Origin of the sequence: Microbacterium trichothecenolyticum, from assembly GCF_000956465.1 — a bacterium.
GTDB lineage: Bacteria > Actinomycetota > Actinomycetes > Actinomycetales > Microbacteriaceae > Microbacterium > Microbacterium trichothecenolyticum.
Window position 1 is genome coordinate 212,976 of the sequence record NZ_JYJA01000039.1, and the last position, 17,144, is coordinate 230,119.

General features: G+C 71.4%; 11 protein-coding genes. 7 read left to right on the forward strand and 4 right to left on the reverse strand.

Annotated features, from left to right (window positions below; genetic code table 11):
* Positions 1–23 precede the first annotated feature (23 nt).
* Positions 24–3,896 carry a DNA-directed RNA polymerase subunit beta' gene (gene rpoC / locus RS82_RS16610; RefSeq protein WP_045301447.1) on the forward strand — a complete coding sequence of 1,291 codons (3,873 nt, stop codon included), beginning with the start codon at positions 24–26 and terminating at the stop codon, positions 3,894–3,896.
* Between the two features lie 101 nt (positions 3,897–3,997).
* On the opposite strand, the gene RS82_RS16615 is transcribed toward rpoC, so the two are convergent.
* From RS82_RS16615 to RS82_RS20800, 3 genes are read right to left on the reverse strand one after another with little or no spacing between them, the layout of a single operon-like run.
* Complete coding sequence (locus tag RS82_RS16615) at positions 3,998–4,645, reverse strand: DUF3618 domain-containing protein (protein ID WP_045301449.1); 648 nt, start codon at positions 4,643–4,645, stop codon at positions 3,998–4,000.
* The gene (locus RS82_RS16620) at positions 4,645–5,064 is read right to left on the reverse strand and encodes a phage holin family protein (RefSeq protein WP_045301685.1); all 420 of its coding nucleotides are present in this window, start codon (positions 5,062–5,064) and stop codon (positions 4,645–4,647) included. The genes RS82_RS16615 and RS82_RS16620 overlap by 1 nt, the downstream gene beginning before the upstream one ends.
* Positions 5,061–5,906: a hypothetical protein gene (locus tag RS82_RS20800; RefSeq protein WP_052676891.1), complete on the reverse strand. Its 846-nt coding sequence runs from the start codon at positions 5,904–5,906 to the stop codon at positions 5,061–5,063. Before RS82_RS20800 ends, RS82_RS16620 begins: the two co-directional genes overlap by 4 nt.
* Before the next feature lie 238 nt (positions 5,907–6,144).
* Between RS82_RS20800 and RS82_RS16630 the strand changes: the two genes are divergently transcribed.
* A complete protein-coding gene (locus RS82_RS16630) occupies positions 6,145–6,759 on the forward strand; it encodes a hypothetical protein (protein ID WP_045301451.1) in 615 nt (204 codons plus the stop codon).
* 1 nt (position 6,760) lies between these two features.
* On the opposite strand, the gene RS82_RS16635 is transcribed toward RS82_RS16630, so the two are convergent.
* Positions 6,761–7,354: a hypothetical protein gene (locus RS82_RS16635; protein ID WP_045301453.1), complete on the reverse strand. Its 594-nt coding sequence runs from the start codon at positions 7,352–7,354 to the stop codon at positions 6,761–6,763.
* A gap of 113 nt (positions 7,355–7,467) precedes the next feature.
* Here RS82_RS16635 and RS82_RS16640 point away from each other — a divergent pair, with 113 nt between their 5' ends.
* The 5 genes from RS82_RS16640 (at position 7,468) to RS82_RS16660 (ending at position 17,098) form a co-directional block, all read left to right on the forward strand.
* Positions 7,468–8,457: a hypothetical protein gene (locus RS82_RS16640; RefSeq protein ID WP_045301455.1), complete on the forward strand. Its 990-nt coding sequence runs from the start codon at positions 7,468–7,470 to the stop codon at positions 8,455–8,457.
* A 40-nt stretch (positions 8,458–8,497) separates the two neighbouring features.
* Positions 8,498–9,076: a hypothetical protein gene (locus RS82_RS16645; protein ID WP_045301457.1), complete on the forward strand. Its 579-nt coding sequence runs from the start codon at positions 8,498–8,500 to the stop codon at positions 9,074–9,076.
* Positions 9,077–9,148: 72 nt separating this feature from the next.
* Positions 9,149–9,817 (forward strand): hypothetical protein, encoded by a 669-nt coding sequence (locus RS82_RS16650; protein WP_045301459.1) that lies wholly within the window; start codon positions 9,149–9,151, stop codon positions 9,815–9,817.
* 175 nt (positions 9,818–9,992) lie between these two features.
* Entirely contained in the window at positions 9,993–11,132 is a 1,140-nt protein-coding gene (locus RS82_RS16655) for a serine/threonine-protein kinase (protein ID WP_157005649.1), read from the forward strand.
* A complete protein-coding gene (locus RS82_RS16660; RefSeq protein WP_045301463.1) occupies positions 11,132–17,098 on the forward strand; it encodes an Ig-like domain-containing protein in 5,967 nt (1,988 codons plus the stop codon). The genes RS82_RS16655 and RS82_RS16660 overlap by 1 nt, the downstream gene beginning before the upstream one ends.
* The last annotated feature ends 46 nt before the right edge of the window (positions 17,099–17,144 follow it).

Genomic DNA, 17,144 nt, shown 5'->3' on the forward strand with positions numbered 1-17,144 from the left:
GAATTTCCGACACAGGAGAACCAGTGCTCGAATCAACCACTTTCGATCAGCTTCGCATCGGCCTGGCCACCGCTGACGACATCCGTCGTTGGTCCTACGGCGAGGTCAAGAAGCCCGAGACCATCAACTACCGCACCCTGAAGCCCGAGAAGGACGGTCTGTTCGGCGAGCAGATCTTCGGACCCTCGCGCGACTGGGAGTGCGCGTGCGGCAAGTACAAGCGCGTCCGCTTCAAGGGCATCGTCTGCGAGCGCTGCGGCGTCGAGGTCACCAAGTCCTCGGTCCGCCGTGAGCGCATGGGCCACATCGAGCTCGCCGCGCCCGTCACGCACATCTGGTACTTCAAGGGCGTGCCCTCGCGCCTCGGGTACCTGCTCGACATGGCGCCGAAGGACCTCGAGAAGGTCATCTACTTCGCCGCGTACATGGTGATCTCGGTCGACGACGAGGCTCGCCACCGCGACCTCTCGACGCAGGAGAACAACATCCGCCTCGAGCTCAAGACGCTCGCCGACCGCCGCGACGCGCGTGTGGCCGCTCGCCTCCAGAAGCTGGAGGAGGAGCTCGCCGCGCTCGAGGAGGAGGGTGCCAAGGCCGACCAGAAGAAGAAGGTCAAGGACGCCGCCGAGAAGGAGATGGCCGCTATCCGCAAGGGTACGGACGACCAGATCACGCGTCTCGAGAAGGTGTGGGAGGACTTCCGCACGCTCGAGGTCGGCCAGCTCAAGGGCGAGGACGAGATCTTCCACGAGCTCCAGGACCGCTTCGGTCAGTACTTCGAGGCCCACATGGGCGCGGAGTCGATCAAGCGCCGTCTCGAGGCGTTCGACCTGGCCGCCGAGGCCGACAGCCTGCACCTGCAGATCTCCGAGGGCAAGGGCCAGCGCAAGATCCGTGCGATCAAGCGCCTAAAGGTCGTCAACTCGTTCCTGCAGACCGGCATGTCGCCGGCCTCGATGGTGCTCGACGTCGTCCCGGTCATCCCGCCGGAGCTGCGCCCGATGGTGCAGCTGGACGGTGGCCGCTTCGCGACCTCCGATCTGAACGACCTCTACCGCCGCGTGATCAACCGCAACAACCGCCTCCGTCGCCTGATCGACCTCGGTGCCCCCGAGATCATCGTCAACAACGAGAAGCGCATGCTGCAGGAGGCCGTCGACGCGCTGTTCGACAACGGCCGCCGCGGCCGCCCCGTCACCGGTACCGGCAACCGCGCCCTCAAGTCCCTGAGCGACATGCTCAAGGGAAAGCAGGGTCGCTTCCGCCAGAACCTGCTCGGCAAGCGCGTGGACTACTCGGGCCGTTCGGTCATCATCGTGGGTCCGCAGCTCAAGCTCCACCAGTGTGGCCTCCCCAAGCAGATGGCGCTCGAGCTGTTCAAGCCGTTCGTGATCAAGCGCCTGATCGACCTCGGTCACTCGCAGAACATCAAGGCGGCCAAGCGCGCCGTCGAGCGCACGCGTCCCGAGGTGTGGGACGTGCTCGAGGAGATCATCCGCGAGCGCCCCGTGCTGCTCAACCGTGCGCCTACGCTGCACCGCCTCGGCATCCAGGCCTTCGAGCCTCAGCTCGTCGAGGGCAAGGCCATCCAGCTGCACCCGCTCGTGTGTGCTGCGTTCAACGCAGACTTCGACGGTGACCAGATGGCCGTGCACCTGCCGCTGTCGGTGGAGGCCCAGGCCGAGGCCCGCATCCTGATGCTCGCCTCGAACAACATCCTCAAGCCGTCGGACGGCCGTCCGGTGACCCTGCCCTCGCAGGACATGATCATCGGCCTCCACCACCTGACCACGGTCATCGAGGGTGCTGCCGGCGAGGGCCGCGTGTTCGGCTCGGTCGGCGAGGCGATCCTGGCGAAGGACGAGGGCACCCTCGACCTGCAGGCCAAGGTCCGCATCCGCATCCCCGGCCTCGCGTTCCTCGAGGGCGAAGCCCCCGAGGGCTACGAGCGCCACGGCCTCGTGGACGCGTCGCTCGGCCAGGCGATCTTCAACGACACGCTCCCCAAGGGCTACCCGTTCGTTCGCGAGCAGGCCGACAAGGGCAAGCTGTCGCAGATCGTGAACAAGCTCGCCGAGGAGTACCCGAAGGTGGAGGTCGCGGCATCCCTCGACCGCATCAAGGACGCCGGCTTCTACTGGGCCACGCGTTCCGGTGTCACGGTGGCGCTGAGCGACATCCTCACGCCGCCGAACAAGGGCGAGATCGTCGCGGGCTACGAGAAGCAGGCCGCGAAGGTCCAGGCGCAGTTCGAGAAGGGTCTCACCACCGACGCCGAGCGTCGTCAGGAGCTCATCAAGATCTGGACCGAGGCGACCGACGAGGTCCAGAAGGCGATGCGCGACCACTTCCCGGCCGACAACACCATCAACCGCATGGTCTCGTCGGGCGCCCGTGGTAACTGGCTGCAGATCCGCAACATCGCGGGTATGCGAGGCCTGGTGAACAACCCCAAGGGTGAGATCATCCCGCGTCCGATCATCTCCTCGTACCGCGAGGGCCTGTCGGTGGCGGAGTACTTCATCGCGACGCACGGTGCCCGCAAGGGTCTGGCCGACACGGCCCTCCGTACGGCCGACTCGGGCTACCTGACCCGTCGCCTGGTGGACGTCTCGCAGGATGTCATCATCCGCGAGGAGGACTGCGGCACGAGCAAGGGTCTCGAGTTCACCATCGCCGCTCCCGGTGCCGACGGCACGCTGGTGCGCGACGCCAACGTCGAGAACTCGGTGTTCGCCCGCACGCTCGCTGCCGACGCGGTCGACCCGAAGGGCGAGGTCGTCGCCTCGGCCGGTGAGGACGTCGGCGACGTGCTCATCGACAAGCTGGTCGCGGCGGGTGTCGAGTCCATCAAGGTGCGCTCGGTCCTCACGTGCGACTCGGCCGTCGGCGTCTGCGCGAAGTGCTACGGCCGTTCGCTCGCGACCGGCAAGATCGTCGACATCGGCGAGGCCGTCGGCATCATCGCGGCCCAGTCGATCGGTGAGCCCGGCACGCAGCTGACGATGCGTACCTTCCACACCGGTGGTTCGGCGTCGGCAGACGACATCACGCAGGGTCTTCCCCGCGTGCAGGAGCTGTTCGAGGCCCGCACCCCGAAGGGTGCGTCGCCGATCGCCGAGGCCGACGGCCGCATCACGATCGACGAGACCGACAAGGCCAAGAAGGTCATCCTCACGCCCGACAACGGCGACGAGCCGCACGTCTACCCGGTCCTGAAGCGCGCGACGCTCCTGGTCGAGGACGGACAGCACGTCACCGTCGGTCAGCCGATCCTGGTCGGCACGCTCGACCCCAAGGAGGTCATGCGTGTCATGGGTGCCCGCGAGGTGCAGAAGTACCTCGTGAACGGCGTCCAGGGCGTGTACCGCTCGCAGGGTGTGCCGATCCACGACAAGCACATCGAGGTCATCGTCCGTCAGATGCTGCGGAAGGTCACCGTGGTCGACCACGGCGACACCACGCTGCTCCCGGGCGAGCTGGTCGACTTCAAGAAGTACCAGACCATCAACCGCGAGGCGGTCGGCGAGGGCAAGCGCCCCGCGTCGGGTCGTCCCGAGCTGATGGGTATCACGAAGGCGTCGCTCGCGACCGAGTCGTGGCTGTCGGCAGCATCGTTCCAGGAGACCACCCGCGTCCTGACGCAGGCGGCCATGGAGGGCAAGAGCGACCCGCTCATGGGCCTCAAGGAGAACGTCATCATCGGAAAGCTCATCCCCGCCGGAACCGGACTCGCGAAGTACCGCGATGTCACGGTCGAGGCGACGGAGGAGGCCAAGAGCGAGCGGTACCCCAACCGCATCTTCGCCTCGGACGGCGCGTACACCGACGCCGACCTGAGCTACGTCGACTTCGACAGCTTCTCCACCGACGGTTTCACCACCGACTACAACTGAGTCCGCCCCCTCCGGTCGCTGAGCGGGCGGAGTGAGACGAAACGCTCGAACGAGAGGCCCCGGCATCGCCGGGGCCTCTCGCCGTTGACGGGACGGATGCCTCACCCCAGCCTGGGCGATCCCTCCGCGTCGTCCGGCCGCGACGCGGCGCGGTCGTCCGGCGACAGGTTGTCGGCGACGTTCTCCTTGACGCGCTCGGCGGTGTCCTGCGCCTCCTGCTTGACAGTCTCGGCGGAGTCGACGGCGGACTCCTTCACCTGTTCGACGGCGTCCTGCGCAGGACCCTTGAGGTTCTCGGCGACCTCCTGCGCGGCATCCTTCGCCTCGCCCACCGCCTTGTCGACGAGCGGCTGCGCGCGGTCCCGCAGCGACGTGGCGAACCGCGTCTCGGACTCGGTCGTCGGAATCAGGCTGGCCACGAGGAACCCGACGCCGGCGGCGAGGAGTCCCACGACGATCGGCGCACCCTGTGCCTTCTGCTTCGCCTTGTGCGGCAGCTCCTTGACGGCGTCGCCGGCGGCGTCCATCGCGTCACCGACCGAGTGGCCGGCGGACGAGGCGGTGTCGCCGACGTCGTCGGCCACGCCCATCACGTGGCCCTTCATGTCGCCGAACGCGCGACGGACCCGAGTGGTCTGGCGCTCCATGATCTTCGGAGGCGACACCTTGTCGGCGAGCGCATCGACATCGCGTCCGAGTTCGTCGCGCGTGACCTCGATGTCTGCGCGGATCTGGTCTGGGTTGCTCATTATCGGTTCTCCTCGTTCCTCTTGAGTGCTTCGGGGATCTCCTTGACGGTCTCCACCGTCTGCGGCGCCCCTTGCACGGTCTTCAGTCGGTTCCGCCCGACGGCGTACAGGACGCCGGCGATGACGGCCCAGATGACGGCGACGATCACAGCCGACCAGCCGAGGCTGTCGATGAGATCGCCGAGCGCCCACCACAGGGCGACGCTCAGGAAGAACACGGCCATCACGGCCGCGTAGCCGGCGCCTCCCAGCAGTCCCGCTCCCATGCCCGCCCGCTTGGCCGACTCCGAGAGCTCGGCTTTCGCGAGTTCGAGCTCCTTGCGCATCAGGTTCGACAGGTCGCGGGACACCTCGCCCACGAGGTCGCCCAGCGACGTGTCCGCCGCCTTCTGCTGCGACGGTGTGGGCATGTCGGTCATCGCCGTGCCTCTCCGCTCGGCGACCACTCGCCCTGCGCCGTCCTGGCGCCGGTGACGGGGTTCTGCCCGTTCGCCGCAGTGGCCCCGGCCGCGCTCGACAGCGGATCGCCCGGTGCCTGATCGGCGAGGGCGTCGGCGATGGGCGTGCTCTCGCCGGAGGCGCCGGAGCCGGCGCCGAAGCCGTCGGCTCCTGTGGCAGAGCCGGTCCGTTCGTCCGCCGTGACACCCGTCACACCCGGCGCGCCCGGCGCGCCCGCGGCGAGAGCCGGTCGCTGCGCGCGCGAAGCGCCCCCGAGCCCGGCGCTTGCGTTGTGCGGGTCGGCCATGAGCGCGCGAGTCATCCGACCGGCGACGATGCCTGCGCCGAGGGCGATCAGCAGGAAGGCGCCCGTGTGCCGACGAGCGTACCCGCGCACCTCCCGCACGACGTCGGCGGGTTCACGCTGCTCCAGCCAATCAGCGGCGCGGCGGGTCTGCTGACCGAGCGCGCGCACGGCGCTGGTGGCCATGCCGCGCGAACTCGTGCCGGTGCCCGATGCCATCCCCTCCAGCTCGTCGCCGGTGCCGCGCAGGGCGTCGGCCGCCCGGCGCTGCTGGGTGGACGCCTGGTCGGACAGCTGCACGCGCGTCTCGTCGAAGAATCCGCGGGCGGCGTCCTTCACGTCGTGCGCGACGCTGTGGATCTCGTCGCCCGCGACGCCGGCGACGTACATCGCTCCGGCGTCCACTTCGGCGACGGAGTCGACGGCGCGCTCCTTGATGTCCGGCGTGTCCGGGCTCTGCCCCTCGGGTGATCCGTTGGCACTGCGATCCGCGGCGGATCCGGTCTCGTAGGTCGACATGCTCCTCCTCCATCTCACCGGCGGAATCGGGCCGGCGATGTGCCGGCCGGGAGAGTCCGCCGTGGCGAACACCCTCCGCGAGGAATGACGAAAGCAAGGAGGGGGTCGAGTTCTGCGCCGCCGCGGAGTATGCTCCCGGCCCGCCCGGCAGCTACCCGCGGTGTCCTCGTAGCCCCGCGCGCGCCGCGGCGCAGCATCCGTGTCTCCGGCTTACCGTGGAAGCGGAGGTGGGGGCCCCATGGCGAGGACCGGCGGACGCAACTCGTGGATCGCCGTGCCCGCGGGGATCCTGTGCGCCGCCGTGGTGGCCTCGCTCGTGTGGCTGGCGCTGCCGATGGTCCCGGTGGCCGTCGCGTGGGTCGGCGACACGCTGCGCAGTGCCACCGCGCCGCGGCCCGAGGCGACGCCCGCGCAGACGCCCGCCCAGACCGCGGCGGACGGTGGCGCGATCGACTGCCGCACGCTGTACGCCGACGACCTCTGGAACGAGCTGACCTGGCGGGAGGGGTCGCTGCTCGACCAGTCGATGGCGGCTCCCGCCACCGCCGCGACGGCGTTCGCCGACGCCGCCGCACCCGACGTGCTGGTGACCTGCACGTGGCGGTTCGACTCGGGCGGGATCGTCACCACGCTGTCGAAGGTCGATGCGGACGCCGCGACGATCGCCGAGGCCGCGCTGGCGGGCGACGGGTTCTCCTGCCGGACGGCGGACGGCGCCACGGTCTGCGATCGCACGCGGGGCGCGGTGCTCGAGGAGCACACCCTCCGCGACGGGCTCTGGCTCGTGAGCGTCGAGACGGCCTGGCACCCCGACGACTACGGCCGTCGGCTCGACCACACGGTCTGGGGCTGATTCAGCCGAAGATGCTCGCGACGACGGCGGCGGTGTAGCCGGCGGGCGCGAGGTTCGAGTACTGGGTGTCGACGAGGATGTCGTCGCGCCAGAACAGCGTGCGCCCGTCGGTGACCGGGTACGTCTCGTTCTGCCACGTCTTCTCGCAGCGCGTGCCGCCATCGGGGGTGTAGCAGGTGTAGCCCTCTTCGGTGACGAGCTTGTTGAGCATGTCGAGCGCCGGCCCGCGTGACATGGAGGAGATCTTCGTGACCAGGCCTGTCGTGTCGGCGGCGGGGTCGCGCCACACGCACACCAGGCTTCCGTCGGGCTGCGGTCCCGATGCGCCGAAGGCGGGGTCGTTGAGCGGCACACCCTCGAGCTGTGCCAGCACGTCGGCGGTCAGGATCGCACGGCAGTCGTCGGGGATCTCGGCGCGGGCGGTGGGCGACGGCGTCGCAGTGGGCGTCGCCGATCCTGACGCCGAGGTGGACGGGGTGGGGGTGAAGGTGAGGCTGCCCCCCAAAGGCGCGTCCGGTGCGCACGCCGTCAGCGCGGCGAGTGCGAGGAGGGTGGATGCCGCGGCCGCGGCGAGCTGGAACGCCCGTGGTGCCATGGGCTCAGGGTAATGAGCCGAGGCGCATTCCCCCGGCACGCCTCCGTCGTGTGCGCGGAACCGCGGGTTACTCTGCCTCTGCGGGGACGAGCCCTGCGTGAGGAGTGCCTGCGATGAGTGACCCCAAGTCGTCCTACGGCGAGCCCGTCGACGAGCCCAACGGCGTCGACGACGTCGTCGGCCGTGCGAACGAAGGTCTCGCCGACGCAGAGGCCGCCAAGCGCGATGCGGTCGGCAGCGAGACTCCGGCCGCAGAGACCCCCTCCGACGTCACCGAGGCGCCCGGCACCACCGACACGGACGCGTCTGCCGATGCCCCGGCGACCACCGCCGAGGCGCCTGCCGCCGCCGAGGCGCCTGCCGCCGCCGAGCCCGACCCCTGGGACTCGCCGGAGGCGGCCGCGCTGGACTACGCGCCCACCGCGACGCCCGCGCCGGCCGCCGATGACTCGCCCACCGTGGTGGTCCCGCCGGCCGTGACCCCGAGCGAGCCCGTCGTCGCGGAGCCCGCAGTCGTCGCCGCAGCCGCCGCCCCGCAGCCCATCTTCGTGCAGGCGCCCGAGGCGCCGCGTCCGCGCGGCAACCGCGCCGCCGCCGGCGCCATCGGCCTGCTCGCCGCCGTCGCGTTCGCCGTGCTCTACCTCGCGGTGTGGCTCGGCGTCGGCGCGATCAAGGGCGACGTCACCGGCGCGAACGTCGGCACGACCGCCCTCGAGGCCCTCGCGACCTGGTCGCTCTGGGTGCCCGTGGTCGTGTTCTTCATCGGCTTCTGGCTGCTCGGCGCCATCATCAACCGCGGCCGCTGGGGCGCCTGGGTGATCTTCGGCATCCTCGTGGGTGTCGCCGCGTACGGTGGTCACATCCTCGGCGCGCTGTTCCAGGCGCCGTTCTGGAACCTCACCGCCAGCGAGGGGGCCAAGCTCGTCGAGGCCGAGCTGCTGACGCCGCTCGCGATCGCCGCGTTCATCATCGGCCGCGAGCTCACGATCTGGTTCGGCGCGTGGGCCGCTGCGCGTGCGAAGCGCGTCACCGAGCTCAACGTCGAGGCTCAGCGAGAGTACGAGCGCACGCTCGAGGCAGGTCCGCAGCTCGTCCGCGCGTAGGCCCCGTTCGCATCCCCGCCGGCCGACGTAGGCTGGCGGCATGGCCGCTGACGGTTCGGATGGGCCGTCGCAGGGACCCGTGCGACCGCCCGTCGCCCTGGCCTTCGCGACGATGGGCTTCATCGCGCTCCTGATCTTCGGGCTCGGCATGACGAGTCTGGCGATGGGGGAGGACGTCATCGCGAGCCCCGGGCTCGGGCAGGCTCCCGGGATCGCCGGCGTCGTGTGCGCGACGCTCGCGTTCGCCGGCGGGCTGTGGGCCGCGATCGCGCGCGCCGGAAGCCGAACGGATGCTGCCGCCCCGGCGCGCGACGCCGCACCGGCTTCGGCGGGGGCCGGGTCGATCGCCCGCGCCGGAGCGCGGCATCCCTCGTACTGGGGCGCCTTGTGGACGACCGCCGCGACCTTCCTCGCCTACCTCGGGGGAGTGTGGTTCGGCGCCGTGTTCACCGGCGCCGATCTCGGCGTCGCGACGGCCGTCGTCGGCCGCCTCGCGACCACGTGGTTCGGGGTCGTCGTCGCCGCGGCGGCGTTCGTGTCGTCGTGGGCGGGCATCGCGCTCGTGCGCACCCGCGCCCGCCGACCGAGATGGCCGTGGGAGGACGAGTTCGACGAGTGATCCGGCAGCCCACGGTGCCGGGAACCGCGGAAATCCGCGCGGGTGCGGAGACCGGGCACTAGCGTGGAACGCGTGGAGCGGTCGCTCGAGACCCAGGTCAGCCAGGCGGTGGACGCCTGGCTCGCGTGGGTGCCCCGCTGGGAGCCCGCGACCCACCATGGCCGGACCGCACCCTGCCGCCGCTGCTTCGGGTCGCCCGTGCTCTCGGCCGCAGGCCTCGGCGCCGACGTGCCGCACGGTGTGCAGCACGGTCTGTCGACTCGCATCAAGACGATCGTCGACCGCTCGGTCGCCGAGTACACGGCGCTGAACCTTCCGATGCTGCAGGCCGAGCTCGACCAGCAGGCTGCTCGCAACCGCGCGCGCACCTACCGCCCGGGCGAAGGGCTCGATCCCGAGTTCGAGGGTCTTCCGATGGACCCCGATCCGGTGCCCGGCGCCCCGTTCCTGTTCACGATCGCGGGGCTCGCCGAGGAGGCCGATGCGCGCGTGCCGGCGCTTCCTCCCCTGAGCGAGGAGGCCAAGGCGGCGCTGCGCCAGGAGGTGGGGCTCGCCGACGACTACGCGAACATGGTCGGCCGCGAAGTGTGCACGATCCTGCTGCACCATCGCCTGCGCATCCAGGCCGCGGTGACCGAGTACGTAGAGCCCCAGATCGAGGCGATGCTCGCCGATCTCACCAAGTCGCTCGACGCACCGTTCGACCCCCACGACCCCGGCGACCCTCCGCGGCTAGACTGACGCCGGCCCGTCACTGCGGCACGGTCCGGTGCCGGCCCGCCGCACGCGCTCCCACTCTCCACATCCCTGCTCGCCATGCGGGTTCCCGGGAGGTGGGTTTTGTTAGCATGACCGGGTTTGTTGTCGCCCTGGCGACATGAGTGTGACGGTAGCGGACTGCGGGGGAGGTGTGCTGGTGGCTGCACGGCTCCCTTCGGCGCCTCCGATCCTTCCCGGGCTCGCCTACATCCGTCCGCTCGGCTCCGGTGGTTTCGCCGACGTCTTCCTCTACGAGCAGGACATGCCACGCCGCAACGTCGCGGTGAAGGTCATGCCCAGCGACGTGCGCGACCCGGAGCTGCGGCGCATGTTCAACGCCGAGGCCGACGTGCTCGCGCATCTGTCGGCCCACCCCTCGATCGTGACGGTCTACCAGGCGAGCATCTCAGCGGACGGCCGCCCGTACATCGTCATGGAGTACTGCCCGGGCTCGCTCGCGCAGCGGTACCGGGTCGAGCGCCTCCCGGTCGAGGAGGTGCTCACCATCGGCGTGCGCATGGCCAGCGCGCTCGAGTCCGCGCACCGCGCGGGCCTCATCCACCGGGACGTCAAGCCGAGCAACATCCTCATCACCACATTCGGCACGCCGGTGCTCGCCGACTTCGGCATCTCGGCCTCGCTGCAGCGCAAGAGCGGCGGTGAGGTGCTGGCCATGTCGATCCCGTGGAGCGCTCCCGAGGTCGTCGCCGAGCAGACGAGCGGCACCGTGACGAGCGAGGTGTGGAGCCTGGGCGCCACCGTCTACTCGCTCCTCGCGGGCCACAGCCCGTTCGAGCGCCGCGAGCGCGGGCAGAACACCAAGGAGCTGCTGCGCAAGCGCATCGCGCGGGCCACTTACGTCGAGATCCCGCGGGCCGACGTCCCGGCGTCGCTGCAGGCCGTTCTGGCGGCCGCGATGAGCCGCGATCCCGGGCGTCGGTACGACTCGGCCCGGGCGTTCGGGGAGGCGCTGCGCGAAGTGCAGTCGGGGCTCGGCCTCTCGCCGACACCGCTCGAGATCCCCGACGCGGAATGGTCCCCGGCATCCGCCCCCGTCGATTTCGGGGATTCGGCGCTGCGAGGACCCGCGCGCTCGCACGTGGAGCGCGACCTCACCCGCAAGACGCGCGCCGGCACCGGCGTCGCGCAGCTCGCCCGCGATGAGGACACCGAGATCTCGGCGCCCGCCCGCCGTCGGGGGCGCGCCGCGCTGCCCTGGGCCATCGGCATCGGAGCGGGGGTCGTCGCGGGCGCGGGCGCGGTCGTCGTGGCGCTGATGGCCGCGGGGGTGCTCTGATGCGACGCGGCGCCATCGCGGGCCTCGTCGCCGCCGGTGCCGTGGTGGTCACCGTCATCGGCATCAGCATCGTGTGGCCGGGGCTGGACGCGCAGGAGACCCCCGACGTCGACACCGCGGTCTGGGCGCTGCAGACCGGCGACGGCCGCCGCTACGCACGCGTGAACACGTCGGTCGGCGAGCTCGACACCGTGCGCAGCATCAGCAATCCCGACCAGGTGGTGCAGACGGGGGATGCCGCGTACCTCTTCAGCGACAGCTACTCGACGCTCACCCGCATCGACGCCGCGATGCCCGCGGATCTCGACGAGCAGGCGCTGCAGTCCTCGCAGAAGACCCCGTCGGGTACGACCGAGGTCGTGACCGCCGGAGACTGGGTCGCCTACCTCACCGACTCGGGCGCCGTGTACGCGGGACGCCTGTCGAGCGGCACGTCGTCGCAGCTCGACCCGTTCGGCGCGGACGACGACGCCCCGCAGTACACCGCCGAGGCGATCGCCGTCGACGACCGCGGCATGCTGTTCGCGTACTCGGGGGCGGACGGTTCGGTGCTGCGCTTCGACATCAGCGAGGGTCAGGTGCGCGGTCGCGACGCATTCGACCCCGACGGCCTCGAGACACCGGCGATCACGGCGGCGGGCGACACGTGGGCGGTGGTCGACACCGAGGACGGCGACGTGTGGCTTCGGGGGCAGGATGCCGCGGCCCAGGCGCCGACCACGGGCGCGGTGGTCGTCGGCGCACCGGACGCGCAGGGCACCGCCGTCTACCTCGCCGACGAGACCGGGCTCGTGCGGGTGCCGGCCGACGGGTCGGCCATCGAGACCCCGGTGGGAGACGGTGCGGGGACGGTGCTCGGCACACCCGCGCAGCCGGTCGTGCACGACGGTGAGACCTACGCCGCGTGGCTGGGCCAGGGTGATGCGGGCGGTCTGCTGTGGCGCTCGAGCGGCGCCACCGCGCCCCTCGACTACGGCGACGAGTCGATGGGCGACCAGCAGCGCCCCGTGTTCGTCGCGAGCGACTCCGCGGTCATCCTCAACGACACCCGCTCCGGGTGGGCCTGGTCGGTGCCCGACGGTGCGCTGATCCCGTCGAGCCAGGACTGGAGCCTCGACGACCGCACCGACCCCGACGCCGTTCCCAGCGAAGAGCAGCTGCAGGTGGTGCTGGATCCCAAGCCGCCGATCGCCGAGCCCGACGCGTTCGGCGTGCGTGCGGGCTCACTCGCCTCGCTGCCCGTGCTCATGAACGACCACGACCCGAACGAGGATGTGCTCACGATCGACCCGGCGTCGGTCACCGGGCTCGACCCCGCATTCGGCACGGTGTCGGTGACCGACGACGACCAGCGCCTCGCCCTCCGGGTGCAGCCGGGCACGACCGGATCGGCGACCTTCTCGTACGCGGTCACCGACGGCACCACCGAGAACGGCCTGGCGTCCGAGCCGACGACGGTCACGGTGACGGTCGCGGATGCCGCCGCCGATTCGGCACCGGAGTGGTGCGGCGTCCAGCGATGCCTCGTCGAATGGCCTGAGCCGGAGGTCGCCCGGGGCGGCACGGTGACCGTGCCGGTGCTGCCGGGCTGGGTCGACCCGGAGGGCGACCCCCTGCTGCTGCTGTCGGTCCAGAACAGGAGCGGTGTCGGCAGCGTCGCGGCGACGCCCGGCGGCGACGTCGTCTACCAGCACGACGACGCCGGCGACGGCGGGGAGCAGCTCGTCGAGCTCGAGGTGACGGTCGCCGACACCCGGGGCGGGACGACGATGAAGCCGCTCATGATCACGGTGTCGCCGCAGCCTCAGCTCACGGCGCAGTCCTTCGCCGTGACAGACACCGTCGCCTCCGGCATCACCATCGACGTCGCCGACCATGTCACGGGCACCGCCGGCACGCTCTCGCTGGAATCGGTGCGGGTGCTCGACGATGCGGCGGCCACCGCGACCGCCGTCAGCGGCTCGACCTCGTTCGACTTCGCGGCGAAGAGCCCGGGGACGTTCCGCGTCGACTTCACGGTGACCGACGGCGTGAGCGAGGCGACGGGCACGGCCCGCATCACGCTGCTGCCCGCCGATGCACCTGCCCGGCTGGCCACGTCGCCGGTGGTCGCGTTCGTGCACCCCCAGCAGGACGCGACACTCGAGATCTTCGACGCCGTCTCGAACCCGACCCGCCGCGTGCTGCTGCTGAGCGACGTCGTCGCGAGAGCGGACGACGGCGCCACGCTGTCGGTCGACGCCGTCGGCCAGAACCACCTCCGGGTGTCGGGGACGACCGCGGACGGCGCCGCCGGACGACTCGGCACCGTCTCGTACGTCGTGAGCGACGGCACCGAGGACGCGGGGGCCAGCGTCGAGGGCGAGGCGACGGTGTATCTGCTCCCGCCCGCACCGGAGCTCGCGCCGATCGCCGTCGACGATGCCGTGGTGGTGCGCGCCGGCGCCCAGATCGACATCCCGGTGCTCGACAACGACATCTCGCCGGCGGGCGGCAGGCCGACCCTGAACCCGGCATCGGTTCGCTCGTCGTCGGAGGGAGCGCTCGCGTTCGCGTCGGGCGACCTGCTCCGCTATCTCGCTCCGGACGAGCCGGGGCAGTACGCGATCGAGTACTCCGTGTTCACGACCGGTGCTCCGGCGCTCGCCGACACCGCGACGGTGCGCGTGACGGTGATCGACGCCGAGGCGAACCGCGCCCCCACGGCCGACACGCTCGAGGGCCGCGTGCTCACCGGCCAGTCGGCCCTCATCGAGTTCGACGACTTCGGCACCGATCCCGACGGCGATGTCGTGACGCTCGACCGCATCGTCGAGCAGCCCGCGCGGGGCGCGGCCACCATCACCGCCGACGGCGGATCGATCATGTACACGAGCGTGCCCGGCGACAGCGGCCAGGTGTCGTTCCGCTACCGCGTCGTCGACGCGTTCGGCGCGACCGCCGATGGGACCGTGCGCATCGGAGTGCTCGACAGCCAGGCCAACCCGAGCCCGGTCACGTTCACGGACTACGTGCAGGTACAGGCCGGTGCGGGCAACACGATCCGCGTCAGCCCGCTGTCCAACGACGTCGACCCGACCATGGGCGAGCTGCGTGTCACCGACATCCGCCCCGACGTGCCGGCGACGCTCGTCGACGGCAGTGACAACCCCGAGTTCGCACGGCTGAACGAGCAGATCGTGGGCGCCGACGACACCACGGTCCGGATCGCGGCGGGCGACGAGCCCGCGACGATGTCGTTCCTCTACGATGTCGAGTCCTCCTCGGGCAACACCGGACGAGGCCTCATCGTGGTGCGGGTCGTGCGCGAGAGCGTGCCCGACTTCCCGGTAGTCGCCGACACCAACCTCACGGTCGAGACCCGCGAGGACTTCCCTCGCGGCGTCGACGTGCTGGGTGGCAAGGTCGCCTGGTCGGGCGGCGACGTCGAAGACCTCGAGCTGTCGTTGTGGGGCGACCCCGACGGCGTCTCGGTGCGGGGATCGAAGCTGCGGGGCGAGCTCCCAGAGACCACGCGGCTGATCCCGTTCGCGGTCACCGGCGAGGGCACCGCCGGCGAGGTCACGTCCTACGGCTTCCTCCGCGTGCCCGGCGAGAACGACCTGGCGCTGACCCTGCGCGCCAACGCCGCATCCCCCGAGGTCACGGAGCTCGAATCCACCACCTTCGACATGGCGGGCCTCGTCGCGCGCCCCCGCGGCGCGGTGGTCGAGCTCGGCGACGACGTGCGGGCGTCGGGCGCACGTCCCGAGGGCTCCTGCACGGTCGATTCGGGCACGGTGGTGCGCTACGACGCGGGCTCGGGCGCGCCCTGGGTCGACGCCTGCCAGGTGCCGGTGCGCCTGGCCGGCCAGGAGGACTGGACATACCTGTCGGTGGCGATCGTGGTACACCCGCGCGACCCTCAGCCCGAGCTCCGGCCGGGGTCCATCACGGTCGGGCCCGGCGAGACCGCGACCTTCGACCTGCGGAACATGACCACGTGGCAGCTGCGCCCGGACTGGGACGGCATCGTCTACGCGACCGAGCACAGCGGTACCGCGTTCGAGGTCACGCAGGAGGGCTCCATCGTGACCGTGACCGGCGCGGACCGCGCCGTCCCTGGCGCCGAGGAGGCCGTGCTCGTCTCCGTCACGAGTCACACCTCGGTGACCCCCGCGCGGCTCATCCTCCGCGTCGGCGCCGCGCCGTCGACGCTCCCGCAGGGCGGCTCGGTCGTGCAGCAGTGCTCGCAGGCCGGAGGGTCCTCGTGCACGATCCCCGTGATCGGCGCGGGCGGCGAGGTCAACCCGCTGCCGCGCACGCCGCTCGAGGTCGTCGACGTGCGCCCGACGGGCGCGTGCGCCGGGGTGGGCTTCCAGGTGGCGTCGGCGACGTCGATCACGGCGACGTGGACGACGGATGCCCCGGGTGCGACGTGCACCGCGACCTTCTCGGTGCGCGACGCCCAGGGCCGCATCACGAACGCGGAGCGTGACGGCCGCGTGCTGCTCGACCTACTCGGATTCCCGAAGTCGCCGGCGAGTATCACCCAGACGGCATATGCCGACGGCACGGTGACGCTGCGGATCGATCCGGGCGAGGCGCGCCTGGCTTACCCGGCGCTCACCGGCTTCGTCGTCCGCTCCGGCGGGCAGGAGGTCGCGCGGTGCACCGCGGACGGCGTGTGCCCGCTGATCGCTGCGCCGAACGGCGAGCAGCGCACCTACGACGCCTGGGCCGTCAATTCCGTGGGCGAGTCGAGGGCCGGCGTGCGCACGGTCGCCTGGGCGTACGACGCGCCGCTCGCGCCGACGAGCGTGATCGCCGCTCCCGTCGTCACCGGCGACGGCGCAGGCGGCATCGTGTCGCTCGTGATCGACGGGATCGAAGCCGGCGAGACCGGCAGCCTCGAGATCGCGAGTCCCGCCGGCGAGACCGTCCGCGTTCCGGTCGGCCGCGACCAGACCCGCGTCGACGTGCCCTGGTTCCGCGTGGGCAGCAACACCGGCACGATCGTCACGATCACCCCGTACTCGCGCTTCGACCTGCCGCCCGGGCTCGGCGGCAGCGCGTCGGGCGCGGCCGCGACGGTGCAGACCAACGGCATCGGGAGCCCGCTGTCGCCGCAGCTCACGCTCAGCTCGGTGTCGAACGGCGACGGCACCGCGACGGTGACCGCGCGCGCCTCCGCGCAGCGCAACGGCGACGGCTCGGCACTGCGCTACGGCATCGTCCAGGACGGCCAGCGCTGCACGGTGACCGAGGACGGAGCGACGGCCACCTTCCCAGGCCTCGCGGACGGCGAGGAGTACACGTTCCGCACGTGCGTCGAGTCCTGGTGGGACGGCGCGACGTTCGGCCGCGCGGAGGCGACCTCGAGCGTGCGCGCCCACCAGTCCGGCAAGTCCCCGCAGGGGTGGACGTTCGTCGTCGACGGCGTCCCCGACGTGCAGTCCCAGCGCGCCGACTGGGTGATCCGCCAGAACCCGACCACGACCGAGCGGCTGCCGAACCGCAACCACGCCGAGTTCCAGGGCTGGGGTCCGACCACCTCGGTGTTCGGCCAGGACCCGGGCATCCAGGTGCGCTATGTGCACGACTTCTGGGGCACGGCCACCGCCTGGTCGACGGTGACGCCGCGCGCCGGCAGCGCCCCTTACCAGGTGCAGGCGAACTGGACGGTCACCTCGTGCGTGGGTGGCAGCCCGCTCGCGTACCGCGGCCAGTCGTCGAACGCCCCGAACGGCTCCTCGGCCGCGTTCACCTTCGGCAACGCCGGCCTGCGCTACTACGACAACCAGAACCGCCTGCTCACGCACAACGCGGGCACGTGGGACGTGCCGGTCGGCGCCGAGCGCGTGGAGGGCATCTCGGTGTCCGTGAACTGGGACGCCCAGGGCTGGGGGCTGGCCCCCGCGAGCACCGAGTTCTCGGCGTTCTGCCAGCCCGGCAACGGCACCCCGGAACCGCCGCCCACGCCCTGAGCGGCAGCATCCGCTCGCCCCACGATCTCCCCACACGAAGGACGAC